This is a genomic window from Flavobacterium buctense (assembly GCF_014486695.1).
Classification (GTDB): Bacteria; Bacteroidota; Bacteroidia; order Flavobacteriales; family Flavobacteriaceae; genus Flavobacterium; species Flavobacterium buctense.
The window spans coordinates 672,818-696,891 of sequence record NZ_JACTAB010000001.1 but is presented as its reverse complement, the minus strand read 5'-3'; the positions used below and the strand labels follow the sequence as shown (position 1 = coordinate 696,891).

Annotated in this window: 26 protein-coding genes; 16 read left to right on the top strand and 10 right to left on the bottom strand. The window is 38.3% G+C overall.

Features of this window, described 5'->3' with window-relative positions; all coding sequences use genetic code 11:
* Positions 1 to 75 precede the first annotated feature (75 nt).
* A complete protein-coding gene (locus ICG50_RS03085) occupies positions 76 to 1,074 on the top strand; it encodes an NAD-dependent epimerase/dehydratase family protein (protein WP_187659435.1) in 999 nt (332 codons plus the stop codon).
* Here ICG50_RS03085 and ICG50_RS03080 read toward each other — a convergent pair whose 3' ends face one another.
* From ICG50_RS03080 to ICG50_RS03070, 3 genes are read right to left on the bottom strand one after another with little or no spacing between them, the layout of a single operon-like run.
* Positions 1,075 to 1,455 (bottom strand): DUF4296 domain-containing protein, encoded by a 381-nt coding sequence (locus tag ICG50_RS03080; protein ID WP_187659434.1) that lies wholly within the window; start codon positions 1,453 to 1,455, stop codon positions 1,075 to 1,077.
* A gap of 52 nt (positions 1,456 to 1,507) precedes the next feature.
* On the bottom strand, positions 1,508 to 2,848 hold the full coding sequence (locus ICG50_RS03075; protein ID WP_187659433.1) for a dihydroorotase: 1,341 nt from the start codon (positions 2,846 to 2,848) through the stop codon (positions 1,508 to 1,510).
* 11 nt (positions 2,849 to 2,859) lie between these two features.
* The gene (locus ICG50_RS03070; protein WP_187659432.1) at positions 2,860 to 3,585 is read right to left on the bottom strand and encodes a polyprenol monophosphomannose synthase; all 726 of its coding nucleotides are present in this window, start codon (positions 3,583 to 3,585) and stop codon (positions 2,860 to 2,862) included.
* Between the two features lie 107 nt (positions 3,586 to 3,692).
* Here ICG50_RS03070 and ICG50_RS03065 point away from each other — a divergent pair, with 107 nt between their 5' ends.
* Together ICG50_RS03065 and ICG50_RS03060 are read left to right on the top strand one after the other, a co-directional pair.
* Positions 3,693 to 4,358, top strand: coding sequence for a DUF4271 domain-containing protein (locus ICG50_RS03065; RefSeq protein WP_187659431.1), 666 nt, complete (start codon positions 3,693 to 3,695; stop codon positions 4,356 to 4,358).
* Between the two features lie 19 nt (positions 4,359 to 4,377).
* The gene (locus ICG50_RS03060) at positions 4,378 to 5,127 is read left to right on the top strand and encodes a uroporphyrinogen-III synthase (protein WP_176307182.1); all 750 of its coding nucleotides are present in this window, start codon (positions 4,378 to 4,380) and stop codon (positions 5,125 to 5,127) included.
* A 70-nt stretch (positions 5,128 to 5,197) separates the two neighbouring features.
* On the opposite strand, the gene pckA is transcribed toward ICG50_RS03060, so the two are convergent.
* Both pckA and ICG50_RS03050 read right to left on the bottom strand, forming a co-directional pair.
* A complete protein-coding gene (pckA, locus tag ICG50_RS03055; protein ID WP_187659430.1) occupies positions 5,198 to 6,823 on the bottom strand; it encodes a phosphoenolpyruvate carboxykinase (ATP) in 1,626 nt (541 codons plus the stop codon).
* An 81-nt stretch (positions 6,824 to 6,904) separates the two neighbouring features.
* A complete protein-coding gene (locus ICG50_RS03050; RefSeq protein WP_187659429.1) occupies positions 6,905 to 7,291 on the bottom strand; it encodes a DUF423 domain-containing protein in 387 nt (128 codons plus the stop codon).
* Between the two features lie 124 nt (positions 7,292 to 7,415).
* Between ICG50_RS03050 and ICG50_RS03045 the strand changes: the two genes are divergently transcribed.
* The 5 genes from ICG50_RS03045 to ICG50_RS03025 all read left to right on the top strand — a co-directional run bounded on the left by ICG50_RS03045 (position 7,416) and on the right by ICG50_RS03025 (position 10,935).
* A complete protein-coding gene (locus ICG50_RS03045) occupies positions 7,416 to 8,177 on the top strand; it encodes a DUF3108 domain-containing protein (RefSeq protein WP_187659428.1) in 762 nt (253 codons plus the stop codon).
* A 12-nt stretch (positions 8,178 to 8,189) separates the two neighbouring features.
* Positions 8,190 to 8,513 (top strand): hypothetical protein, encoded by a 324-nt coding sequence (locus ICG50_RS03040; RefSeq protein WP_187659427.1) that lies wholly within the window; start codon positions 8,190 to 8,192, stop codon positions 8,511 to 8,513.
* Between the two features lie 70 nt (positions 8,514 to 8,583).
* Positions 8,584 to 9,957: a saccharopine dehydrogenase family protein gene (locus tag ICG50_RS03035; protein WP_187659426.1), complete on the top strand. Its 1,374-nt coding sequence runs from the start codon at positions 8,584 to 8,586 to the stop codon at positions 9,955 to 9,957.
* A 214-nt stretch (positions 9,958 to 10,171) separates the two neighbouring features.
* Positions 10,172 to 10,642 (top strand): Lrp/AsnC family transcriptional regulator, encoded by a 471-nt coding sequence (locus ICG50_RS03030; RefSeq protein WP_187659425.1) that lies wholly within the window; start codon positions 10,172 to 10,174, stop codon positions 10,640 to 10,642.
* A 29-nt stretch (positions 10,643 to 10,671) separates the two neighbouring features.
* On the top strand, positions 10,672 to 10,935 hold the full coding sequence (locus ICG50_RS03025) for a hypothetical protein (protein ID WP_187659424.1): 264 nt from the start codon (positions 10,672 to 10,674) through the stop codon (positions 10,933 to 10,935).
* Positions 10,936 to 11,072: 137 nt separating this feature from the next.
* Here ICG50_RS03025 and ICG50_RS03020 read toward each other — a convergent pair whose 3' ends face one another.
* From ICG50_RS03020 to leuS, 4 genes are all read right to left on the bottom strand, one after another.
* Complete coding sequence (locus ICG50_RS03020) at positions 11,073 to 11,651, bottom strand: NUMOD4 domain-containing protein (protein WP_187659423.1); 579 nt, start codon at positions 11,649 to 11,651, stop codon at positions 11,073 to 11,075.
* Positions 11,652 to 11,794: 143 nt separating this feature from the next.
* The gene (locus tag ICG50_RS03015) at positions 11,795 to 12,490 is read right to left on the bottom strand and encodes a zinc metallopeptidase (RefSeq protein ID WP_187659422.1); all 696 of its coding nucleotides are present in this window, start codon (positions 12,488 to 12,490) and stop codon (positions 11,795 to 11,797) included.
* A 71-nt stretch (positions 12,491 to 12,561) separates the two neighbouring features.
* Positions 12,562 to 12,750, bottom strand: coding sequence for a hypothetical protein (locus ICG50_RS03010; protein ID WP_187659421.1), 189 nt, complete (start codon positions 12,748 to 12,750; stop codon positions 12,562 to 12,564).
* A 192-nt stretch (positions 12,751 to 12,942) separates the two neighbouring features.
* Complete coding sequence (gene leuS, locus ICG50_RS03005; protein WP_187659420.1) at positions 12,943 to 15,780, bottom strand: leucine--tRNA ligase; 2,838 nt, start codon at positions 15,778 to 15,780, stop codon at positions 12,943 to 12,945.
* Positions 15,781 to 16,067: 287 nt separating this feature from the next.
* On the opposite strand from leuS, the gene ICG50_RS03000 reads away from it, so the two are divergent.
* The 5 genes from ICG50_RS03000 (at position 16,068) to ICG50_RS02980 (ending at position 19,365) form a co-directional block, all read left to right on the top strand.
* Positions 16,068 to 16,943 carry a cell division protein FtsX gene (locus ICG50_RS03000; RefSeq protein WP_187659419.1) on the top strand — a complete coding sequence of 292 codons (876 nt, stop codon included), beginning with the start codon at positions 16,068 to 16,070 and terminating at the stop codon, positions 16,941 to 16,943.
* A 40-nt stretch (positions 16,944 to 16,983) separates the two neighbouring features.
* Positions 16,984 to 17,220 (top strand): DUF3098 domain-containing protein, encoded by a 237-nt coding sequence (locus ICG50_RS02995; protein ID WP_187659418.1) that lies wholly within the window; start codon positions 16,984 to 16,986, stop codon positions 17,218 to 17,220.
* Between the two features lie 80 nt (positions 17,221 to 17,300).
* Entirely contained in the window at positions 17,301 to 18,110 is an 810-nt protein-coding gene (locus ICG50_RS02990) for an undecaprenyl-diphosphate phosphatase (RefSeq protein ID WP_187659417.1), read from the top strand.
* A 3-nt stretch (positions 18,111 to 18,113) separates the two neighbouring features.
* Positions 18,114 to 18,818 (top strand): tRNA pseudouridine(55) synthase TruB, encoded by a 705-nt coding sequence (gene truB, locus ICG50_RS02985; protein WP_187659416.1) that lies wholly within the window; start codon positions 18,114 to 18,116, stop codon positions 18,816 to 18,818.
* A complete protein-coding gene (locus tag ICG50_RS02980) occupies positions 18,754 to 19,365 on the top strand; it encodes a hypothetical protein (protein WP_187659415.1) in 612 nt (203 codons plus the stop codon). The genes truB and ICG50_RS02980 overlap by 65 nt, the downstream gene beginning before the upstream one ends.
* Here ICG50_RS02980 and ICG50_RS02975 read toward each other — a convergent pair whose 3' ends face one another.
* Positions 19,366 to 19,968, bottom strand: coding sequence for a thioredoxin family protein (locus ICG50_RS02975; protein ID WP_187659414.1), 603 nt, complete (start codon positions 19,966 to 19,968; stop codon positions 19,366 to 19,368).
* Between the two features lie 178 nt (positions 19,969 to 20,146).
* On the opposite strand from ICG50_RS02975, the gene pyrH reads away from it, so the two are divergent.
* The 3 genes from pyrH (at position 20,147) to ICG50_RS02960 (ending at position 24,074) form a co-directional block, all read left to right on the top strand.
* Positions 20,147 to 20,854, top strand: a complete 708-nt coding sequence (gene pyrH, locus ICG50_RS02970; protein WP_187659413.1) for a UMP kinase — start codon at positions 20,147 to 20,149, stop codon at positions 20,852 to 20,854.
* Positions 20,855 to 20,941: 87 nt separating this feature from the next.
* Positions 20,942 to 21,502 carry a ribosome recycling factor gene (frr, locus tag ICG50_RS02965; protein WP_187659412.1) on the top strand — a complete coding sequence of 187 codons (561 nt, stop codon included), beginning with the start codon at positions 20,942 to 20,944 and terminating at the stop codon, positions 21,500 to 21,502.
* Positions 21,503 to 21,587: 85 nt separating this feature from the next.
* Entirely contained in the window at positions 21,588 to 24,074 is a 2,487-nt protein-coding gene (locus tag ICG50_RS02960) for a DUF5686 family protein (RefSeq protein WP_187659411.1), read from the top strand.

The following is a 24,074-nucleotide window of genomic DNA, read 5'->3' as shown; positions in this document are numbered from 1 at the left end:
AAAGAAAGTCTTTTCGCTTACTTGGAAACTCAAAATAATTTCTAATTCGTAATTTCTAATTCGTAATTTCGCTAAATGATATTAGTCACAGGCGGAACGGGTTTGGTCGGCGCACATTTGCTGCTGCAATTGGCAGAAAATGAAGTGGGTATTCGCGCCATTTACCGAAATAAAAAATCCATTGAAAAGACCAAATCACTGTTTTACCTTTACCAAAAAGAAGCTTTATTCTCCAAAATTGACTGGGTTGAAGCCGATATCATCGACATTCCGTCCTTAGAAATTGCTTTTCAAAATATAGCCTACGTTTACCACTGCGCGGCCTTGATTTCCTATGACCCCAATGATGAAGACCAACTCCGAAAAACCAACATCGAAGGCACAGCCAATATTGTCAATTTGTGCTTAGACTTCAAAGTAAAAAAGCTTTGCCACGTTAGCTCGATTGCCGCTTTGGGCGATTTAAAACCCCACGAAAAACAAATCACCGAAGAAACAGAATGGAATCCCGAAGCAGCACATAGCGATTACGCCATCTCAAAATATGGTGCCGAAATGGAAATTTGGCGTGGTCAACAAGAAGGTTTGCAAGTCGTTATTGTCAATCCGGGCGTGATTTTCGGAACAGGCTTTTGGGAACAAGGAAGCGGAGTCTTCTTTACTTCGGTAAAAAAAGGATTTCCGTTTTACACCAAGGGCTCCACCGGTTATGTCGGCGTGACCGATGTGGTTAAAATCATGATAGAATTGCTGAAAAGTGACATTAACGGCGAAAGATTTTCCCTCATAGCTGAAAACCTGACCTTCAAAGAAGCAATTTATACCATAGCCGAAAAACTAAAAGCCAAAAAACCAAAAACAGAAGCCAAACCTTGGATGCTCGCCATCGCCTGGCGATTGGATTGGTTTTTGGCGACTTTCTTCAGAACCAAAAGACAACTGTCTAAATACAGCGTTAACGCCATACTATCTGATGATAGTATCTCCAATGACAAAATAAAAAATGCTCTGAATTTTGAGTTTCAAAGCATTGATTCGGTGGTTCAAGAAGTGGTGGATTATCAACAAAAATAACTACTGTACTTGTGGTACATCCGGATTAATCGGAGCATTTCCTTCATTGGGATTACCACTGTTTTTTTTTATCTGCTCTTCGAGTCTGGTTTTGACTTCTTCAAACATTTTTTTGTATTCCTCAACATCCGCAGCATAGTATTTGTTGCTTTGGGCAAACTGAATACTGTCGATTTTATATTTCTTGTACAAATATGCATTAGCGTTCTTGTTGCTGATTCCACCATTTATATTCTGAGATTTTATGGCTTCTAACAATGAAATGTCATACAAAATATCTACCATCTTGTCCTTTTCAATTAGGTTATTAGGCTTATCGATTGTATCGTTACAACTGATAAACGCCAACAGCAATCCAATCAAAATACTTCTTTTACTCATGCTAAACAATTTTACTAGGGAATTCGAGGACATCGGTTTCATCCAAATCATTTTATCTGTCAAACAGCAATCGCTTCCCAACAGGGTTTTCGCTTACTTTAAAGTTCTTATAAACCAATTCTCCATTTACAAAAGTATGGGTAATTCTCGATTTAAAATTATAGCCTTCAAATGGAGACCATCCGCATTTGGCCAAAATATTTTCTTTCTTCACGTTCCATGGCAAACCGGTATTGACTAAAACCAAATCGGCATAATACCCTTCTTTGATGAATCCTCGCTTTTCAATTTTGAAAATCTTTGCCGGATTGTGACACATCTTTTCAACTATCTTTTCAATCGAAATTTTGCCTTGGTGCGCAGCTTCAAACATGGCTACTACAGCGTGTTGTACTAAAGGACCGCCGGATGGTGCTTTTAAATACGTTTGCTTTTTTTCTTCCAAGGTATGAGGTGCATGATCCGTCGCAATGACATCAATTCGGTCATCCAACAATGCCTTCCACAAAGCGTCTCGGTCTTCTGCGGTTTTTACTGCCGGATTCCATTTGATCAAATTGCCTTTGGTTTTATAATCGGCATCAGAGAACCATAAATGATGGATACAAACTTCGGCTGTAATCTGCTTTTCCTCTAACGGAATTTTGTTGGTAAACAAATCCATTTCCTTCGCCGTTGACAAATGAAAAACATGCAATCTTGCACCGGTTTTTTGAGCTAAGGCAATTGCTTTGGAAGACGATAAATAGCAGGCTTCCTCACTTCGGATTAAATGGTGAAATTCTACCGGAATATCTTCCCCAAACTGCAATTTGTATCGTTCTAAGTTGGCTTTAATGGTCGCTTCATCTTCGCAATGCACAGCAATCAGCATTTTGGTAGATGAAAATATTTTCTCCAAAGTTTCCTCATTATCCACCAACATATTTCCCGTTGACGAACCTAGAAACAACTTGATTCCGGCCACATTCTTCGGATTGGTTTTCAACACTTCTTCTAAATTGTCGTTGGTTCCACCCATCATAAACGAATAATTCGCATAAGATGTTTTGGCTGCAATTTGGTACTTATCTTCTAAAAGTTCTTGGGTAACCGCATTGGGAACCGTATTGGGTTGTTCAATGAATGAAGTGATTCCACCGGCAACAGCAGCCCGACTTTCGGAAGCGATATCGCCTTTGTGGGTAAGTCCGGGTTCGCGGAAATGCACTTGGTCATCAATGGCACCCGGAATCAAATAACTGCCTTCGGCATCGATGATTTTACAACTCGCAGATTTGGCGCTGATGCTTTCGGCTATTTCGACAATAAATTCGTTTTCAATCAAAACATCGCCTTCAAAAACCTTTCCTTCATTTACAATTTTGGCATTCTTAATTAAAACGGTACTCATTTTTGGGTATTTTATAATCGGTTGAAAAATTTCCTTATTCTCAGAGAGATCACTCCGAAAATGGCCTCTTTGATAATGGCGCCACTCATTTTAGATTGTCCTTTAGTCCTATCTGTAAAGATAACGGGGACTTCCTGTATGTTAAAATTTTTGGCAAAAGCCCTGTATTTCATTTCTATTTGAAACGCATAACCTATGAACTTGATGGCGTCCAAATTTATTTTCTCTAAAACTTCTTTTCTGTAACAAATAAATCCGGCGGTGGCATCCATAATTTTCATCCCGGTGATCATTCGCACATAAACAGAAGCAAAATACGACAATAACACTCGGCTCAAGGGCCAATTCACCACATTCACTCCGGTCACATAACGCGAACCAATGGCCAAATCAGCACCCTCTTTGACACAACAATCATACAACCTTTCTAAATCATTTGGGTTGTGTGAAAAATCAGCATCCATTTCAAAAATATAATGATAATTGTTTTTCAAAGCCCATTTGAACCCGTGAACATAAGCAGTTCCCAATCCGGCTTTTTTTGTTCTGGAAGCCAGAAACAATTGGGTTGGAAATTCTTTTTGCAGCTCAATTACCTTAGCGGCAGTTTTATCAGGTGAATTATCATCAACAATTAAAACATGAAACGTTTTTGGTAAAGCAAAAACAGCTCGAATAATACTTTCGATGTTTTCAATTTCGTTATAGGTAGGAATAATTACAATACCGTCGCTCATATAGTTGTAGTCATACTTCGATGCAAAAATAAACTTTTTATCTTCGCCCAATCTTAATAATTATATAATAATTTAACAAATAAAAAATTAGTAATTTTGTCGGGATTATGATAGAAACAGTTTTATCGCCGAGAGTTATTGAAACCCAAGATTGGGCCACTTATCTTTTTGTTTTTTCGTTTGCTTTAATTGCGATAACCCGTAGTGCTTTTGAAACTAGATTCAATGATTTTTTGAAGATTTTAGTTTCAGATAAATACATTAAGGTTTACAAAGACACTTCCCATTTGATGAGTGGCTTCACCATTCTATTATTCATTGTTCAAATTATTTCGTTTTCGTTTTTTATTCAAATAGCGCTAAGTCATTTTGGTTATGTTTCCAAAACCGATTGGATTCTTTTCCTACGGATTTTTACATTCTTTGGTGTTTTTGTACTTTCCAAATTTTTAATCGAAAAAATTATTGCTACAACATTTAATATCGAAGAATTCACCGAGCAGCTCAATTTACAGAAAGTAAGCTACCGTACATTCATAGGCTTGTTGTTATTGCCTGTAAACATCTACTTGTTTTATAACGATAATTCATCAAATGTTTTTATTTTTTGCACTATTGGTGTGATTTTAATAATAAACATGTATTCTTATTTGATTTCGTTGAAGATTTATCAAAACTTAATCATCGGGAAGTTGTTTTATTTTATTTTGTATCTTTGCGCACTCGAAATAGCACCGTACTATTTTATATATTATTTGATTACAAAAAATTAGCACATTAAGAATGTCAAATTTGAAAGTGAAAACAATTTTGGTGTCACAACCAGAACCTAAGGTAGAGAATTCACCTTATTTTGAACTGCAACAGAAGCACAAGGTAAAAGTTGATTTCCGCCCGTTTATACATGTCGAAGGAGTTAGTGCGAAAGATGTTAGGGCTCAAAAAATTGATCTCAACAACTATACGGCCATAATTTTGACCAGTAGAAATTCGGTAGATCACTTTTTTAGAGTGGCTGAAGAGATGCGCTATAAAGTTCCGGAAGATTTAAAATATTTTTGCCAATCGGAAGCGATAGCTTTCTACCTACAGAAATATGTGGTATACAGAAAACGCAAAATATATGTGGGTCAAAAAGACTTTGTCGATTTGTCTCCCTTAATTAAAAAATACAAAGAAGAGAAATTCCTCTTACCGGCTTCAGACCAATTGAATTATGACGTACCACAAACACTGAACAATTTAAAAGTCGATTGGACACAAGCCACATTCTATAAAACCGTAATGAGTGATTTGTCTGATTTGGCAGATGTTTATTATGATGTTTTGGCTTTCTTTAGCCCAACCGGAATCAAATCATTATTCAAAAACTTCCCTGATTTCCAACAAAACAATACGCGTATTGCTGTTTTTGGAAGCACCACTCAAAAGGAAGCTTTAGAACACGGATTACGTATAGACATTTTAGCGCCAACACCGGAAACCCCATCAATGACTATGGCTTTAGAAAAGTATATCGCTGACGCGAACAAAGGAAAATAATACATCTTCCATATAAATCAAAAAAAGCCATTCAATATGAATGGCTTTTTTCTTTGGTTAGGTTAGTTTGTTATACCTGTGGCCCGGCTTCTACTAAGCTTTGCCCTTGCTCGTTATCGGTATATTGAGCGAAATTTTTAATGAATCTTGAAGCCAAATCAGTTGCTTTTTCGCTCCATTCAGCTGCATCCGTGTAAGTATCTCTCGGGTCTAAAATCGCAGGATTCACATCGTGTAATGCTGTTGGCACAGTCAAATTGAATACCGGAATCGTTTTGGTTTCCGCTTTTTCAATCGAGCCATCTAAAATAGCATCAATAATCGCTCGAGTATCTTTAATCGAAATACGTTTTCCTGTTCCGTTCCAACCGGTATTTACCATGTATGCAGTAGCATTATTTTCTTCCATTTTTTTCACCAATTCTGCGCCGTATTTTGTAGGATGCAAAGTTAAAAATGCTTTCCCAAAACACGCTGAAAATGTTGGCTCAGGCTGAGTAACACCTCTTTCTGTTCCAGCTAATTTGGCTGTAAAACCTGAAAGAAAATAGTATTGGGTTTGTTCCGGCGTTAATTTAGAAACCGGTGGCATTACCCCAAAAGCATCTGCCGTTAGGAAGATAACTTTAGTCGCGTGACCGGCTTTAGAAATTGGTTTAACAATATTATGAATGTGATAAATCGGATAAGAAACACGGGTGTTTTGAGTCACCGAACCATCTTTGAAATCGATAACTCCATCGGCATCGACCGTTACGTTTTCCAGTAACGCATCGCGTTTGATAGCGCCATAAATATCAGGTTCGTTTTCTTTGCTTAAGTCAATCGTTTTAGCATAACAACCGCCTTCAAAATTGAAAACACCTTCATTGTCCCAACCGTGTTCATCGTCACCGATTAATTCGCGTTTTGGGTCTGTAGACAAAGTCGTTTTTCCTGTTCCCGACAATCCGAAGAAAACGGCAACATCGCCGTCTTTTCCTTTATTGGCTGAACAGTGCATTGACGCAATTCCTTGTAATGGCAAATAGTAGTTCATCATGGCGAACATTCCTTTTTTCATCTCACCACCGTACCAAGTACCACCAATCAACTGCATTTTTTCGGTTAAATTGAACGCTACGTAAACCTCAGAATTCAAACCGTGAGCGGCGTAATCTTTAAAAGAAGTTTTAGAACCATTCATTACAATGAAATCAGGCTCGCCGAAATTGGCCAATTCTTCTTCCGTTGGACGGATAAACATATTGGTTACAAAATGTGCTTGCCAAGCCACTTCCATAATGAAGCGTACTTTTAATCTCGTATTTTCATTGGCACCGCAAAAAGCATCTACCACATATAATTTTTTTCCTGAAAGTTGGTCAACTGTAGTTTCTTTTAAAGCTTCCCAAGTGTTTTGATTGATCGGTTTGTTGTCGTTAACCGCTTTGTCTGAAGTCCACCAAATAGTATTTTCGGTGATATTGTCTTTAACTATGTATTTGTCTTTTGGAGACCTACCGGTAAAAACACCGGTCATTACATTTACCGCTCCTAATTCTGTAAGTTGTCCTTTTTCGTAACCTTGTAAGCTTGGATTTAACTCATCATTGTATAATTTTTCGAAAGAAGGATTGTGGATAATTTCTTGAACGTTTTTGATTCCGTATTGTTCTAACGAAATCGATTTCGTAATTTGAGCGTAGTTCTCCATAAAATTTAGTTTGTGTTGTATTATGAATCCGACGACAAAGGTAAAAATTAAATTTTAGAAACTATTTTTTTTATTAAAATATTATCTTTTATCTTTCAGGATGCTCCATAATAAAATGGTCCAGCCCAGTATTAATAAGGCTCCACCGATAGGTGTTAAAATTCCTAAAGGTTTAAAATCAATTCCTGATATGGTTTTAGTCGCCAATACATAAATCGAACCCGAGAAGAAAATTACGCCCAAAACAACCAACTGAAAGATCGTTTTTTTACTCTTTTCAGTCACCAAAGTTGTCACTCCCAAAAACAACAAAAACAGCGCATGATACAGCTGATATTTAACACCTGTTTCAAAAGTAATCAGTTCCTCAACCGTCAACTGTTTTTTTAAAGCATGAGCACCAAAAGCCCCCAAAATAATTGCGGTCATTCCTAATACAACTGCAACTCCGGTTATTTTTCTCTCCATTGTTTTTGAATTAAATACTATTCCACAAATTTATCCGTTATCTTTTAAGAAATAAAGAAATTTCACTTTTCTTTTGGTTAGTTACCTTTTTTAAAATTTTATATTTGCACCTTAATTTTTAATTATGAAGAGATTACTTTATATACTAAGCGCCGTTTTTGTTTTCAGTTCGTTTGCGCCTCAAAAAAACCAACCCATTAAATCGGGTGAAAAATTGGTTTATGCCGGTTCGTATAACATGAGTGGTTTAATGACACAATTAGCACAAGTAACTATGAGTACGGAAACCGTTTCTACGGCTAAAAACGCTTATCTGCATTTGAGTTGCGAATTGTCAACCTACAGCAAATGGGATTCATTTTTTAAGATTAGAGATATTTATGAATCTTATGTAAATCCAGTGACCTTAAAACCGAGTTTGTACAAAAGAAGCATCGATGAAGGAGGTTACACCAAAAAAGAAAAATATGTTTTCAAAGGCAATACCGTAAACAGCACCGTTAAAAAAAGAAAAAAACCGGAAACCCAAAAAACCTTTACTATAGGCGGTTCAACACAAGATGTGATTTCGCTTTTGTATAAAGTGAGAACAATGGATTTCAGCAAATTCAAAGCGGGACAAACACAATCGATGATGATCGTTTTTGATGAAAAGCAAATTCCTGTGACTTTAAAATATATGGGGAAAGAAACCGTGAACGCGGGTAATTTAGGCAAAAAAGAATGTTACAAACTTTCTATAGGCGCCAAAACTGATGCTTTACGAGGAAAAGACAAAAACTTAATTTGGCTTACTGCAGATGCAAAAAAAGTCCCGGCTTTACTTAAATTCAGCATTCCCGTTGGTACCGGACAATTGGTTTTAACCTCAGCCACTGGTATTTAATAGTGTAAAATCATGAGAAAACTATCTTTAATTTTAGCTTGTGTTTTTGGTGCGTTATCCATCGCCTTTACCATTTTACCCATGGATACACTTGCTTTTCTACCTATTGGTTTGGCCCTGATTTTTGGTTTATTGACCTTGAAAAAATCGGAAGAAAAGGAAAAAAAATTTCCAAAAATAATAGTGTTGTTGGTAGCATTTTGTTCCCTGGTTGTCCTCGGCAAAACTTTAGTAATTAAAGACGAAATAGCCACCGACGCTCAATTTGAGCAACAAAAAATAGAAACCAAACAAGAAGCTCGAAAAGAACTCGAAGAAATAGAAGGTTTAGAATAACAAAAAGCTCGTCTGAAAGGATGGGCTTTTTTGTTTCAAATTCATACCTTTGTGGTCAACAAACAAACGAATGAGAACTATTTTAATCATAGGCGCAGGCCGCTCTGCATCGTCACTAATAAAATACCTTTTAAGAAAATCTCCACAAGAAAACTTAAATGTAACCCTTGCTGATTTATCTATAGAATTGGCCAGAAGAAAAACATACAATCACCCGAATGCCACACCGATTGCTTTAGACATTAATAATGTAGCACAACGCCAAGCCGAAATTCAAAAAGCAGATATAGTGATTTCAATGCTACCGGCGAATATGCATATTGAAGTGGCGAAAGACTGTGTAACCTTCCAAAAAAATATGGTGACCGCTTCTTATATTTCAGACGAAATGCAAAGTTTGGACGAAGCTGTAAAAGCCAACAACTTGATTTTCATGAATGAAGTAGGACTCGATCCCGGAATTGACCACATGAGTGCCATGAAAGTCATTGACGAAATCAAAGCCAAAGGTGGAAAAATGATCTTATTTGAATCGTTTTGCGGGGGTTTAGTCGCTCCGGAAAGTGATACTAATTTATGGAATTACAAATTCACTTGGGCACCAAGAAACGTAGTATTAGCCGGTCAAGGCGGTGCAGCAAAGTTCATCCAAGAAGGCAAATACAAATACATCCCGTACCACAAATTATTCCGCAGAACCGAATTTTTTCATGTTGAAGGTTACGGGAAATTTGAAGGCTATGCTAATCGCGATTCTTTAAAATACCGAAGCATTTATGGTCTTGATGACATCCTAACTTTATACCGAGGCACGATTCGAAGAGTTGGTTTTTCTAAAGCCTGGAATATGTTTGTGCAACTGGGCATGACCGATGATGCTTATGTGATGGAAAATTCAGAAACGATGAGTTATCGTGATTTTATCAATTCCTTTTTACCCTTTCACGCCTCTGATTCGGTGGAATTAAAAACCCGAATGGCGCTTGGCATCGAACAAGACGACATCATGTGGGACAAATTAATGGAACTCGACATTTTTAACCCTAACAAAATCGTTGGCCTCAAAAATGCTTCTCCGGCACAAATTTTAGAACGCATCCTAAACGACAGTTGGACCTTGCAACCGGAAGACAAAGACATGATAGTAATGTACCACAAATTTGGCTACGAACTCAACGGCGAAAGAAAGCAAATCGATTCCAAAATGGTCTGTATTGGCGACGACCAAATCTACACCGCCATGGCCAAAACCGTAGGTTTACCGGTAGCGATGGCGACTTTACAAATCTTAAACGGCAACATCAAAACGCCGGGCGTACAATTGCCTATTAAAAAAGAAGTTTACGAACCCATTTTAAAAGAACTCGCTGTTCATGGAATCGTTTTCCACGAAACTGAAATGCCTTATGTAGGCTATAATCCGGATAAATTGTTGGGGAATTAGTAGCTAAGTTATTTGGAGCGAACGGCTTGGGCATTTTTGGGATCCATATTCCCGCTTTACGGGTTACATGGTAACCTCTTCAATCGGGGCTAAATTGGAAACCATTTTCATTTCAGTTAACAATAAAAATACAAACCCAAAACTTAAAACAGTTTTGGGTTTCTTGTTTCAAATTAAAACATATTCTTTACTTTTACTTTAAACATTATTGAATATGAAGATAAATCAACTACAAATAGAAATTGATGGCATCGACAAAGAAATCCTTCGCGACTTAATGGAAGATGCCCGTAAACCCATTTTACAAATCGCCAACAAGATTGGTATTTCCGGTGCGGCAATTCACCAACGGTTGCGTAAATTGGAAGATGCCGGTGTGATTTCGGGGTCCAAATTTATCATTGATAACAAGGTTTTGGGGTATAAAACGATGGCCTTTATCGGGATTTATTTAGACAAAGCTTCCAGTAATGCGGATGCGGTTAGAGAACTCAAAAAAATTCCTGAAGTGTTAGAATGCCATTACACTACCGGAAACTGGTCGATTCTTATCAAAATGATTTGCCGCGATAACGAACATCTGATGCAACTCCTCAATAAAAAAGTCCAACCCATTGACGGTGTTTCGAGAACGGAAACTTTTATTTCTTTAGAACAGCAGATTGAGCGACAGATACAGCTATAGTTGGGAGTTAGGAGTTTAAAAAAGAAACTATGCGAAAAGAGATTAAATGGGTTTTGTTTTATGTGGCTTATGTAATTACGATGATAATAGGTGAAAAAATGGCTCCAAGCGGTGTCTGTACTCCGGGATTGGGTTTCTTGCTGTTGCTATTGTTAATTCCTATTAGCGTAATTTTATTGCTGAAAGATTTGTATAAATATTATCGCGAGCCGGAAAAGTCAAGGTTGTATTGTATTCTTATTCACCCTATCGTTTGGTTGCTGTTTTTTGTCTTTTTTAAGTTAAATGGATAACTCTTTAGCCCCGATTGCAGTGGAAATCAACTTTATCAAAGTTATTGGAACGTAAAGCGGGAATTACCATTCCTGAAACTGCCCAAGCCATTCGCTCCTATATAAAAAACCCGCTACTTTCGTAACGGGTAATTTTTTTAAACCTTTATGTGACTCCAGTTTTCCCCTCGTTTGATTCGGCTAACCTGCATTTCACTTATGCCAAACTGTTTGGCCAACATCTTCATGCGTGTCTTCTGATTGGGTTTGTTGAGCAACTTTTTTAAATGAATCACCTTAGTTATAGTCAATTTTCTACCATCTGATTTTAGGTTGAATTCGAGTAGATTTTGCTTGGCTTTAATAACGTGCGGACTTTTCTTTCGGTGCACCATCATTTCCTCATAAGTCGCCCATTTTAAATTGGACACCGAATCATTATCGCGAACATAATCCAAATGCAAAACATATTGCTGGTCTTCGGAAGTTTTCGGAATAAAAAATTCCGCCACCAGTTTGTAAATAAAAAAGGTTTTACAAATAGATTCTCCGTTCTCTAGTATTCGGTAACGAAGCGTTTTATAGCCTCCGCACATGGATCCTTTTAAAACATTTCCGTCTCTAAAATCATGGGTAAAACTAATCAGTCTTCCTCTATTGGATACTGCATATCTATATTTCAACGGAATTTCTGTTTCGATTTCTCGAAAAACTTCGTTTGGGTATAATCTGAGCATTATAAGTGGTGGTATTTGTTGTTCAAACTTACTAAAAATTATTTTCCTTTTACTAAAATCAAGCAATAAACACCCATTTATCCTTGGGATGAGAGAAAGATAGTATAAAAAAACCCGCTACTTTCGCAACGGGTTTTGTTTTTTTAATCTCTTGAACCAAATACTTGCAGTGCCCAATATAAGAGTGAAGCTAAAGCGCCAATCGCGGCGACTACATAAGTCCGAGCGGCCCATTTTAAGGCGTCTTCGGCACCGGCGAATTCTTGTTGGCTCAACATGTTTTTGTTTTTCAACCAAGCTAAAGCTCGGTTACTGGCGTCGTATTCTACCGGAAGTGTTATAAAGGCAAAGGATGTGGCAATCGCCATTAGCACCAAACCGATAACAGCTATGTAAAATCCTAAACCTAATCCGGCCGCGGCACCAAGGATTAAACCTCCAAAAATTAAGTATTGCGACAAGGTCGAAGAAACGTTTACAATCGGGACCAACTGCGAACGCAATTGCAACATATTGTAAGCCGTCGCATGTTGTACAGCGTGACCACATTCATGAGCGGCAACGGCGGCTGCGGCTGCATTTCTTTGGTTGTATACGCCTTCGCTTAAGTTAACCGTTTTGTCCGCCGGATTGTAATGGTCGGTCAATTGGCCCGGTGTGGAAATAACTTTTACGTCATAAATCCCGTGGTCTTGTAGCATTTGCGTAGCGATTTCGGCGCCACTCATGCCGTTGCGCAAATGGATTTTAGAGTATTCTGCGAATTTGCTCTTGAGTTTGGAGCTTACGGCAAAACTGACTAAGGCAATCAAGCCGATTAAAATATAATATCCTATCATGATTTGTAAATTTTAGTTTCTAAAACTGCATCAAATTGTACGCCAAACTACTGACAATGACAGCTTGTCATTTATCTGCAGATAGTAATGAAAGCGATTAATTCGGCGCCTTCGTAATAGGTAAAGGAAACGCTGATGATTTCGTAACCGGCGTTGGCTTTTTCATTGAGGAAAAGGGTTACTTTTTCGGTTAGTTTTTCTTTCATACTGCTAAAGCCTGCCTTTTCTACAATGGTGTGGATTTCGTGTTTTTTACTCATGGGTTAAATTTTTTTTTTGGTATTCGTGAATCTTCGATTTCATGGTGTTGGTTTTTTTTTCGATTAGTCGAAAGAGTTTTAAATTGGTTACAGAATTATGTAGCGAGCGTTAAAAAGGAAAAGGGATTAGGAAAAAGCAAACTTACTTTTCCCCAATCCCTTTTGACTTATCCCTTAAAAACGTTCTCTATTTTATCCCACCAAGTTAATCACTTTCCCCGGAACGATAATCACTTTATTGGGTGTTCTTCCTTCTAGTTGTTTGATGGTTCTTTCGTCTGCCATTACGATTTCTTGTATTTGTGGTACCGTTAAATCCAAAGGCAATTTGATGGTGAAACGCATTTTTCCGTTGAAGGAAACCGGGTATTCTTTTTCCGATTCTACCAAGTATTTCTCGTTAACGATTGGAAAATCTACTGTTGAGATAGAACCTTCGTGTCCTAATTGACTCCATAATTCCTCGGCAATATGCGGCGCATAAGGCGAAATTACTACGGCCAATGGTTCTAATATCGCTCTGTGGTGGCATTTCATCGAAGCCAATTCATTCACACAAATCATAAACTGCGACACAGAAGTATTGAACGAGAAGTTCTCAATATCTTCCGTCACTTTTTTGATGGTTTTGTGGAGTGATTTGTACATTTCCGCCGTTGGCTCGTCGTTGGTGACAGTCAAACCGGTATTTTCATCAAAATACAAACGCCATAGTTTTTTCAAGAAACCTGACACTCCGGTGATTCCGGCGGTGTTCCAAGGTTTGGCTTGTTCTAACGGACCGAGGAACATTTCGTATAAACGCAAAGTATCGGCACCGTAATCGTTGCAAATGTCATCCGGATTGACCACATTGTATTTGGATTTGGACATTTTTTCGACTTCGCGACCGACTATGTATTTACCGTTTTCCAGAATGAATTCGGCGTTTTTGTAATCCGTATATAATGGATGATTTTTGAAAGCTTCGATATCTAATTCATTGGTGATGTCGTTGATAACAGCTAAGTCGACATGGATTGGATGAACTTTTTCACCGGCAATTAATCCTTTTGAATATAGTTTTTTTGAATCTTCACTTCTGTAAACAAACGCACTCATCCCCAAAATCATTCCCTGATTAATCAATTTCTTAAACGGTTCTTCCGTTGGGGCAAAGCCTTTGTCTTTTAAGAATTTGTTCCAAAAACGAGAGTACAACAAATGGCCGGTGGCGTGTTCGCTTCCGCCTATGTATAAGTCTACGCTTTCCCAGTATTTCAAAGCGTCTTGACTGGCAAATTCAGCATCATTGTGTGCGTCCATATAACGCATCCAATACCATGAACTGCCTGCCCAACCCGGCATGGTGTTTAGCTCCAAAGGAAATATCGTCTTGTTATCAATCAACTGATTACTGACCACTGAACACTGAACACTATCCCACGCCCAATCGGTTGCGTTACCTAATGGCGGTTGGCCGTCTTCGGTAGGTAAATATTTCTCTACTTCCGGCAAAACGATTGGCAAATATTTCGCATCAATCATTTGCGGTAAGCCGTTTACATAATACACCGGAAACGGTTCGCCCCAATATCTTTGTCGAGAGAAAACCGCGTCGCGCAAACGGTAATTGGTCTTGCCTTTGCCTTGTTTGATTTTCTCGAGTTCTTCGATTACTTTTTTAGTGCCTTCTTTGTAACCCAATCCGTTTAGGAAATCGGAGTTGGTTAATTCGAAACCTGATTTTTCGCCATAAGCGGCTTCTGAAATATCTTGGTTGAAAATGTTTTTGATTTCGGGCATGCCTTTCTGACCTTTGAAGAAATGGGCAAACGCATAATCTCTTTCGTCACCGCAAGGAACAGCCATTACCGCTCCGGTTCCGTAGCCTGCTAATACGTAATCGCCAATCCAAACCGGAATTGGTTCTTTGGTGAATGGATGTTCGGCAAAAGCGCCTGTGAATACTCCGGATATAGTTTTAACATCGGCCATTCTTTCTCTTTCGGAACGTTTGGCGGTAGCTTCTACATAGGCTTCAACGGCTGCTTTTTGTTCAGGAGTTGTGATTATGGAAACCAATTCATGTTCCGGTGCTAAGGTCATAAAGGTTACTCCGAATATTGTATCTGGTCTGGTCGTGAATACTGAAATACTGCCTACTGTATTCTGGAGTCTGAAATCTACCGAAGCACCTACAGACTTTCCAATCCAGTTTCTTTGACTTTCTTTGATGGATTCACTCCAGTCGATGGTGTCTAAACCTTGCAATAATCTTTCGGCATAAGCAGAAATTCGCATGGACCATTGCGTCATCTTTTTGCGAATAACCAGATGACCGCCGCGTTCGGAAACACCGTTTACAATTTCGTCATTGGCTAGAACTGTTCCTAATGCCGGACACCAGTTGACTTCGGTTTCAGCCAAATAAGTTAGTCGGTATTGTAAAAGTATTTTTTGTTGTTGTTCGTGCGAAAAACTATTCCATTCGGCTGCAGTGAAGAGGGCTACTCCGTCATCGCAAACCATGTCTACATTAGAATTCCCTTCGGTTCTGAAAATCTCAACCAATTCGGAAATATCAAATGCTCTGTTAGCCGATTTGCAATACCAAGAATTGTATAATTGAATAAAAATCCATTGGGTCCATTTGTAATAATCGGCGTTGGAAGTGCGCACTTCTCTACTCCAATCGAAGGAGAAACCTATTTTGTCTAATTGTTCCCGGTAACGGGCAATGTTTTCACGAGTGGTTTTCTCCGGGTGTTGACCGGTTTGGATGGCGTATTGTTCTGCCGGCAAACCGAAGGAATCATACCCTTGCGGATGCAATACGTTAAACCCTTTATGGCGTTTGAAACGCGCCACGATATCGGAGGCGATATAGCCCAGCGGATGCCCAACGTGCAAACCTGCTCCGGATGGATAAGGAAACATGTCGAGTACGTAATACTTAGGTTTCTCAGAATTATTGGTGGCGGCAAACGTTTGGTTTTGTGCCCAATACTGTTGCCATTTGGCTTCGATTTTTTCGTGGTGATACTTCATTCTTATTAAGGTTCTAAGCACTGAGGCGCTAAGGTTCTAAGGTTTTTTAATTCGTTTACTTTTTAGCCCCGATTGTAGCATGTATCCTTTTTTAAATAAGGCGTCACGACTGCTCTCGACGTGACAAAAAAGATACTGCGGAAAGCGGGAAAATGGCTGACTGAAACCGCCCGAACCATTCGCTCCTAAAAAATTTTAAGCGACAAATTTACGTTTATTATAATTAAGTTAAAAGTTTGTACGTTAAACAATTTTCTTTACTATTTTTACGGCTTAAATCACTGTTTATGTCAGATTCATTTGAAAAGTTTCAGAAGCGCAGAGTAATTACCTCCTATTTTTCGGTAGTGTTGAGTATCTTTTTGGTGTTGTTTTTATTGGGAACTTTGGGGCTTTTTGTTATCAATTCCAAGCGATTATCAGACAATTTCAAGGAAGAAATTGCGATGACGGTTTTCTTTAAAAATGAGGCAAATGACTCGGTGATGAAAGCGTTTACCGAGGAAATGAAGACGGCCAAATTTGCCAAATCTTTTGACTATGTTTCCAAAGAGCAAGCGGCAGCGGAACACAAAGAAGTGATTGGTGAGGATTTTATGCAATTTTTGGGTGTGAATCCGTTGCAGAATTCGTTTGACATTCACTTGAAAGCCGATTTTGTAACCAATCCTGAAATTGCTAAAATTGAAAACCGTTTGCGCAAAAACCCAATGGTAGCTGATATTGTTTATGACAAGCAATTGGTGACTTTGGTGAATGACAATGTGAAAAATATCAGTATGTGGATTTTGATTGTTACCGGTGTATTTGCGTTTGTTTCGGTGTTGTTGATTAACAGTTCGCTGCGACTATCCATTTACGCCAACCGATTTATCATTAAAACGATGCAAATGGTGGGTGCAACGAAATCATTCATCAGAAAACCGTTTATCAAAACCAGTGTAATTCTTGGATTTATTGGGGCTGTTTTGGCGATTTTGGCTTTGATTGGTTTGCTGGTTTATATTCAATTCAACTTCCCGAATTTAGGGATTATGGAAGACCAATTATCGATTGGCATAGTGTTATTAGGCGTTTTAGTAATGGGTGTTGTGATTACTTGGATCAGTACCTATTTTGCGACACAGCGCTTTTTGAATTTAAGAACAGACGATTTGTATTAAAATTTAAGTACAACGTATTAAAACATTAAAAAATAAACTCATGAAAAACAACGAGCAACAACCGGATTTCCTTTTTGATAAGGTGAACTACAAAATATTATTAATTGGTATCGCTGTGATTGCTCTAGGATTTATTCTGATGAGTGGTGGCGGAAGTGATGACCCGAAAGTGTGGAATGACGAAGTGTTCAATTTCCAAAGAATCCGTTTGGCACCGACTGTTGTTTTGATTGGTTTCGGGATTACGATTTACTCGATTTTTAAAAAAAGTAAATAAACAATAGTATTCTCCTTCAGTTTTCAGTTAGTAAGATTTCACTACTGAGCACTGAATACTGAACACTGAACACTACAAATATGGATTACATTCAAGCGATACTCATCGCCATCGTGGAAGGTTTAACCGAATACTTACCGGTTTCTTCGACGGCTCACATGATTTTTACCAGTTCATTTTTTGGGATTCAGGAAGATGATTTTGTGAAATTGTTTCAGGTTTCGATTCAGTTTGGGGCAATTTTGGCCGTAGTGGTTTTGTATTGGAAGAAGTTTTTTGACTTCCGCAAGATTAACTTTTATGTCAAATTGGCTTGTGCTGTAATTCCGGCTTTAGTTCTCGGAAAAATATTCGATGATAAGATTGATGCCGTGCTAGGAAATCCTATTCCCATTGCGATTGTATTGATTGTTGGCGGTATCGTTTTACTGTTTATTGACGGTCGCTTCAATAATCCTACCATTGCTCACGAAGAAGATATAACCATCAAAAAAGCAGTCACTATCGGCTTTTGGCAATGTTTGGCGATGATGCCCGGCACGAGTCGTTCTGCGGCTTCAATAATTGGCGGTATGCAACAAGGCTTGACTCGAGAAACCGCAGCGGAATTCTCGTTCTTTTTAGCAGTTCCGACGATGTTGGCGGTTACTACTTATTCGTTGTTCTTGAAGACTTATGAAGTTTCTCAACTTAAGGGATACGAACTGTTGACGCAGTCTTCTGATAACTTGAAAATGTTTTTAGTGGGTAATATTGTCGCTTTTATTGTGTCTATAATCGCTATCAAATTCTTCATTGGAATCATCAAAAAATACGGTTTTAAACCCTGGGGTTATTACCGAATTGTAGCCGGCGTGATTTTGCTGGTTTATTTCTCTTTAAACAAATAAAAATTGAAAACGGCTGAAGATTTTTTAGAAGGTCAAGTACTTTTAATTGACAAACCTTTGACTTGGTCTTCGTTTCAAGCGGTGAACAAGTTGAAGTACATACTGAAACGACAATACAATCTTCCGAAGAAATTCAAAATTGGTCACGCCGGAACTTTGGATCCGTTAGCCACCGGTTTGCTGATTGTGTGCACCGGGAAGTTCACCAAAAAGATTACTGAGATTCAAGGGCAAGCCAAAGAATATACGGGTACGATTACTGTTGGTGCCACAACGCCATCATATGATATGGAAACCGAAGTGAATGCTACTTTTCCAACGGAACATATAACGGCTGAATTAATTCAGCAAACCATTCCGCAATTCTTGGGCGAAATCGACCAAAAGCCACCGGTGTTTTCGGCCATCAAAAAAGAGGGTATTCGTTTGTATGAACATGCACGTGCCGGAGAAGAAGTTGAAATTCAAGCGCGAAAAACGACCATACATGAATTTGAAATCACTAAATTTGTGTTACCTGAAATCGAATTTCGTGTGGTTTGCAGCAAAGGCACTTACATTCGTTCCTTAGCTTATGATTTTGGGAAAGCGCTGAATTCAGGCGGTTATTTATCCGTTTTACGTCGAACTAAAATTGGTGATTATGATGTTGTTAACGCAATTCCCCCGCAAACTTTCGAACAAAGTCTTCACCAAACCGAAAGCTAAACTCTTACTAATCCTACTGCTTATCAGTTCAATCGGTTTTTCTCAGGAAAATCGCGACACGCTTACTGTTGCCAAAAAGAAACGATACACTTATACCAAATTTGAATTCGCTATTCCCATCAGAGTCAATCAATATGCTGGAGAAATTGACGAATACGGCGAAGATGAACCTTGGTTTCTACCTGATGGCGTTATCGGAAGGTTTGGAATGGGCATTAAGATAAATCAATTCCTTTGGGTTGGCGGTAATATCGGAATTGATTGGAAAGCCAATGAGTGTTTGGTTGTTGCGCCATTATTCGGCACGATTAAGATAAACTCCAAAGTGAGTAAAGATTTCAGAATGTATGTTGAGCCCGGTTTTGGACGAGCCATGGCCATTGGTCGCAATGATTTGTCCGGCTACTTCAAAAAAATAAGCCTTGGATTTGAAGATGCCAATGGCGGATTAGGTTTGTATTTAGAGCTTTGCCAATATGGTTTTAGTAAAAATTCGGAGAAAAGAATTGGTAGTTTTTGCATCGGCTTGGCCTACACTATGAATTGATTACTCCAACGCAGCCATAATTTCCATAATTTCTGTTTGGGTTGATAACCCTTTATCGTGCAAATACCAAAGTTGCAAATTGGTTTTAGCGGTTTCATCAACCACGCCATGTTCGGCCTTGTAATCTAAAATTAATTGTTTTGCGCCTTGTGGTCTTGGTCCGAAATCGCCTAAAACTTCCAAAGTATTTTTGTCTAAAATAATCAGCTTAGGAATGCTTCTTGAACCATTGGTTAGAAACAAATGCATCAAATCGTCATTTTCGTCACGGAAGGCAATTTTTAAATCGATTTTTGGGGAAAGCTCTGCCATTTTGTGAATGATTGGAAGTAACTGAGCCGCATCGCCACACCAGCCTTCGGAAATCACCAGCCAAATGTATTCTTTTTGCAATTGCTGTAATTTTTCGGTGAATTCATTAGTAATCCTGATGGTTTTTTCCAAACGATTCATACGGGTTTCATTCAATTCGGAATAATGTGTCAACGCTTCGGATTGTTCGTTTCCGGTGGACTTCCCTTCTTTTAAAAGCGTGGAAACTTTGTTTCTGTATTCGGTATAAGAAAGACTATTGGCTATACTATTTTGGATAATTGATTCCATAAAATTTGAATTTGATACCGCAAAGCTACAAAACCATAAATGATAAAAAAGTGATAAATGTTACCAAACATTATTTTTAACGATTACTATACAAAAAGAGAATATGTTTATATTTGCAACCAACAATTCAACTAATACTTGGTAGGTTCAAAAGTAAACCTGCAAATAAAAAAACACTATGAAATACAAAAGGATTCTTCTAAAACTAAGTGGTGAAGCACTGATGGGCGAGAGACAATATGGAATTGACCCTAAAATACTGGGTGAATATGCCGATCAAATCAAAGAGATTCACGACAAAGGAGTTGAAATCGCTATCGTAATTGGCGGTGGAAACATTTTTAGAGGAGTTGCCGGAGCCAGTAATGGAATGGACAGAGTGCAAGGCGATTACATGGGCATGTTGGCCACCGTGATTAACGGTATGGCTTTACAAGGCGCTTTGGAAGACAAAGGAATGCTGACTCGTTTGCAAACCGCCTTAAAAATTGAAGCTATCGCTGAGCCTTATATCAAAAGAAGAGCCGTTCGTCACTTGGAGAAAGGCAGAATTGTAATCTTCGGAGCCGGAACCGGAAATCCTTATTTCACAACTGATACCGCTGCCGTTTTACGCGGTGTTGAAGTCCATGCCGATGTGATTCTTAAAGGAACTCGCGTTGACGGAATCTATGATTCTGACCCTGAAAAAAATGCGAATGCCGTAAAATTTGACAGCATCACATTTGAAGACGTAATCAAAAAAGGATTGAATGTAATGGACTCCACGGCTTTCACTTTAAGCCAGGAAAATGCGTTGCCAATTGTGGTATTCGACATGAATCAAAAAGGAAACTTATTAAAAATTTGCGAAGGCGAAAATATAGGAACTGTAGTTAAAATATAGACTACTTAGACTGAATTAGATCATTAGACTCCTTAGAAACTGTCTAACAATCTAAAAAATCTAACTATCTAACAATCTAAATTAAAAATGGAAGAAATTGAATTTATTTTAGACAGCACAAAAGAATCAATGAACGGTTCAATTGCGCATTTAGAAAAAGAATTTTTAAATATCCGTGCCGGAAAAGCAACCCCTCAAATGTTGGGTGGTGTTTTTGTAGATTATTATGGCTCACAAACGCCTTTATCACAAGTAGCCAATATCAATGTGCCCGATGCGAGAACGATAACTGTTACGCCTTGGGAAAAAAATATGTTGCACCCTATAGAAAAAGCGATTATGATTGCCAATCTTGGGTTTAACCCAATGAACAATGGGGATAACATCATCATCAGTGTGCCGGCTTTGACCGAAGAAAGACGCCGCGACTTGGTAAAACAAGCCAAAGCAGAAGCTGAAGATGCCAAAATCGGAATCAGAAATGCCCGAAAAGATGCCAACACTGAGATTAAAAAATTAGAAAAAGACGGAACGTCAGAAGACATCTGCAAAACGGCCGAAGATGATGTTCAAAAACTAACCGATGCTTTCATTAGAAAGATTGAGGAACATTTGGCTGTCAAAGAAGCCGAAATCATGAAAGTGTAACTTTTGTTAATTCGATATTAAAATCCGTCTCGTACGGATTTTTTTATTCCTATTTTTGTAGGCGATTTGTGCCAATCCATTCCAAATGAAGCAACTGATAGTTTTATTTTTTTTCTTTACCCTGTCGCTTCAGGCTCAATTTCAAGTCAATGGTATTGTAAAAGATGCCGAAACCAAAAAAGGCTTACCTTTTGCCACGATTACTACCGAAAACGGCACTGCCACGATATCAGATGTTGATGGGAAATTCAACTTTCTTTTACCTTTACAACCCGAAGCTTTAACGATTTCATACGTAGGTTATACTTCCAAAACGATTTCTCTTTTTGAGCAAAAAAACTTTTTCAATATCTGGCTTTCGCCAAAAACAGACCAGCTGAAAGAAGTAGTAATTTCGAATGAAAATCCGGCCAATGCAATGATAGCTAAAGTCATTCAAAGCAAGAACGCCAACAATCCGCAGAAAAAACTCAAAACCTTTCAGTACAAAACCTACAACAAACTATTGGTAAGTGCCAATCCTGATTCGATTTCGGGCAAAATTGACACCGTTTTTGTGGATGCTGTAACCAAAGACAAGATTGCCAAAATAGATTCTTCCGATTACAAATTCAAAAAAATAATTGCCAAGCAACACCTGTTTTTAACCGAGAAAGTTTCTCAGTTTCAATTTGAAAAACCCATTCTTAAAGAAACCATCATCGGTACCAAAATGGCCGGTTTTAAAGAACCCATTTATGAGCTTTTAGGATTCGGATTGCAATCGGCTTCGGTGTATGATGACAAATACGAACTGTTTGAAACCAAATACAAAAGCCCGATTGCTGACAATGCCCTTAAAGAATACCGTTATAAAATTTTGGACAGCACTTCTATCAACAATCGTGAGGTTATTGTCATTTATTTCAAAAACAAAATCAGCCGCAAAGGCTTAGAAGGATTGCTTTATGTGGATAAAGAAAACTTTGCCATCGCCAAAGCCATAATGCGTATTCGCGGCGTTCTCAATATCACAGGCGTTCATGAATTCAATTATTTAGCCGAAGAACAACTTTGGTTTCCCAACAAGAAAAATTTCAAAATCATCAAAGGGAAAAGCAAAGAACCGACCGCTATTTTAGGTGGCCGAATAGAATTTGCCGCAGAAAATGATGAAAGCACTGCTAAGAAAGATGCTTCTGACTTCACCTATCTTTCTTCGGAAATGGAAATCTATGATTTGAAAGTCAACTCCGATTTTAAAATCAAAAAATCTGCCATCGCAATTGATGTCAAGCCTAATGCCAATAACAAAGACGAGACTTTTTGGAGTGAAAATCGAAAAGACAGTTTAGACCTTCGCAGTCAGAGGACGTATGTGGTTTTAGACAGTGTGGTGACCAAAGAAAATATCGAAAAGAAAATCAAGTTTGGCCGAAAAATCATCAATGGCTATGTGCCTTTTGGTCCGTTTGACTTTGACTTGCGCTATTTGCTGAGCTACAATAATTATGAAGGTTTCCGTTTCGGAATCGGTGGCGTAACCAATGAGCAATTTTCCAAAAGATTTCGCTTAGAAGGTTACGGCGCTTATGGCTTAAAAGATGATGATAGCAAGTACCATTTGGGCGGAGCGGTTCGCCTAGGAAACTTCTCCAACTCCTGGATTGGCGGTTCGTTTACCGATGATGTTCGGGAGATTGCGAGTACCAATTTTGCCATTGACAAAAGAGTTTTCAAGCTTTATGATCCGCGACCGATTAACATTAGTACATTTTACAACCACCAAACTTGGCGCGCTTTTATAGAAACCAAAATCATCCCGAAAACCGAAAGTATTTGGCAAATTACCCATAGCGATATTACGCCTTTGTTTGATTACACCTTTGTTTACGAAGACAAATTATACCGCAAATTTGCGATGACTTCCGCCATGGTTTCGATTCAGTGGAATCCGTTTAGCGATTATATGCAAACGCCGAATGGCAAAATCGAATTTGAAAAACGCTATCCTAAGTTTACTTTTCAGTTCACCAAATCATTGTCAAATTTATTTAACAACGACTTCGAATTCAGCAAAATTGACGCCAGAATTGACTATGAAAAAAAATACCTGAACGGACAAAAATCAGCAGTTTTAATTCAAGCCGGTTATGTTTTTGGCGATTTGCCTTTGACCCATTTGTATAATACTTCGCCGAATAATTTGACCAAAGACAACTTGTTGCAAAGAATCACCATTGCGGGTAAAAACAGTTTTGAGACGATGTATTTCAATGAATTTTTCTCGAGTGAGTTTGTGATGTTCCAACTCAAGCATGGTTTCAAACGCGTGGAATTGTTTAAAAAAGTAAAGCCTTCTTTGGTGTTGGTAACCAGAATGGCTTGGGGTGATTTAAAAAATCCTGAAAACCATATTGGCATTGAATACAAAACTTTAAACGAAGGTTTCTTCGAATCAGGTATCGAATTGAACCAAATTTACAAAGGTTTCGGCTTGACCGGATTTTACCGTTATGGGCCAAACCAATTGCCGCGATTGGAAGACAATATCGCGATTAAGTTGAGTTTTGTATTGGATTTGGGGTTTTAA

Excerpts from the sequence above, each read along its gene's own strand:
- ICG50_RS03085 (WP_187659435.1), top strand. The coding sequence starts at position 76 with ATGATATTAGTCACAGGCGGAACGGGTTTGGTCGGCGCACATTTGCTG.
- ICG50_RS03080 (WP_187659434.1), bottom strand. The coding sequence starts at position 1,455 with ATGAGTAAAAGAAGTATTTTGATTGGATTGCTGTTGGCGTTTATCAGT.
- ICG50_RS03075 (WP_187659433.1), bottom strand. The coding sequence starts at position 2,848 with ATGAGTACCGTTTTAATTAAGAATGCCAAAATTGTAAATGAAGGAAAG.
- ICG50_RS03070 (WP_187659432.1), bottom strand. The coding sequence starts at position 3,585 with ATGAGCGACGGTATTGTAATTATTCCTACCTATAACGAAATTGAAAAC.
- ICG50_RS03065 (WP_187659431.1), top strand. The coding sequence starts at position 3,693 with ATGATAGAAACAGTTTTATCGCCGAGAGTTATTGAAACCCAAGATTGG.
- pckA (WP_187659430.1), bottom strand. The coding sequence starts at position 6,823 with ATGGAGAACTACGCTCAAATTACGAAATCGATTTCGTTAGAACAATAC.
- ICG50_RS03050 (WP_187659429.1), bottom strand. The coding sequence starts at position 7,291 with ATGGAGAGAAAAATAACCGGAGTTGCAGTTGTATTAGGAATGACCGCA.
- ICG50_RS03045 (WP_187659428.1), top strand. The coding sequence starts at position 7,416 with ATGAAGAGATTACTTTATATACTAAGCGCCGTTTTTGTTTTCAGTTCG.
- ICG50_RS03040 (WP_187659427.1), top strand. The coding sequence starts at position 8,190 with ATGAGAAAACTATCTTTAATTTTAGCTTGTGTTTTTGGTGCGTTATCC.
- ICG50_RS03035 (WP_187659426.1), top strand. The coding sequence starts at position 8,584 with ATGAGAACTATTTTAATCATAGGCGCAGGCCGCTCTGCATCGTCACTA.
- ICG50_RS03030 (WP_187659425.1), top strand. The coding sequence starts at position 10,172 with ATGAAGATAAATCAACTACAAATAGAAATTGATGGCATCGACAAAGAA.
- ICG50_RS03025 (WP_187659424.1), top strand. The coding sequence starts at position 10,672 with ATGCGAAAAGAGATTAAATGGGTTTTGTTTTATGTGGCTTATGTAATT.
- ICG50_RS03020 (WP_187659423.1), bottom strand. The coding sequence starts at position 11,651 with ATGCTCAGATTATACCCAAACGAAGTTTTTCGAGAAATCGAAACAGAA.
- ICG50_RS03015 (WP_187659422.1), bottom strand. The coding sequence starts at position 12,490 with ATGATAGGATATTATATTTTAATCGGCTTGATTGCCTTAGTCAGTTTT.
- ICG50_RS03010 (WP_187659421.1), bottom strand. The coding sequence starts at position 12,750 with ATGAGTAAAAAACACGAAATCCACACCATTGTAGAAAAGGCAGGCTTT.
- leuS (WP_187659420.1), bottom strand. The coding sequence starts at position 15,780 with ATGAAGTATCACCACGAAAAAATCGAAGCCAAATGGCAACAGTATTGG.
- ICG50_RS03000 (WP_187659419.1), top strand. The coding sequence starts at position 16,068 with ATGTCAGATTCATTTGAAAAGTTTCAGAAGCGCAGAGTAATTACCTCC.
- ICG50_RS02995 (WP_187659418.1), top strand. The coding sequence starts at position 16,984 with ATGAAAAACAACGAGCAACAACCGGATTTCCTTTTTGATAAGGTGAAC.
- ICG50_RS02990 (WP_187659417.1), top strand. The coding sequence starts at position 17,301 with ATGGATTACATTCAAGCGATACTCATCGCCATCGTGGAAGGTTTAACC.
- ICG50_RS02980 (WP_187659415.1), top strand. The coding sequence starts at position 18,754 with ATGATGTTGTTAACGCAATTCCCCCGCAAACTTTCGAACAAAGTCTTC.
- ICG50_RS02975 (WP_187659414.1), bottom strand. The coding sequence starts at position 19,968 with ATGGAATCAATTATCCAAAATAGTATAGCCAATAGTCTTTCTTATACC.
- pyrH (WP_187659413.1), top strand. The coding sequence starts at position 20,147 with ATGAAATACAAAAGGATTCTTCTAAAACTAAGTGGTGAAGCACTGATG.
- frr (WP_187659412.1), top strand. The coding sequence starts at position 20,942 with ATGGAAGAAATTGAATTTATTTTAGACAGCACAAAAGAATCAATGAAC.
- ICG50_RS02960 (WP_187659411.1), top strand. The coding sequence starts at position 21,588 with ATGAAGCAACTGATAGTTTTATTTTTTTTCTTTACCCTGTCGCTTCAG.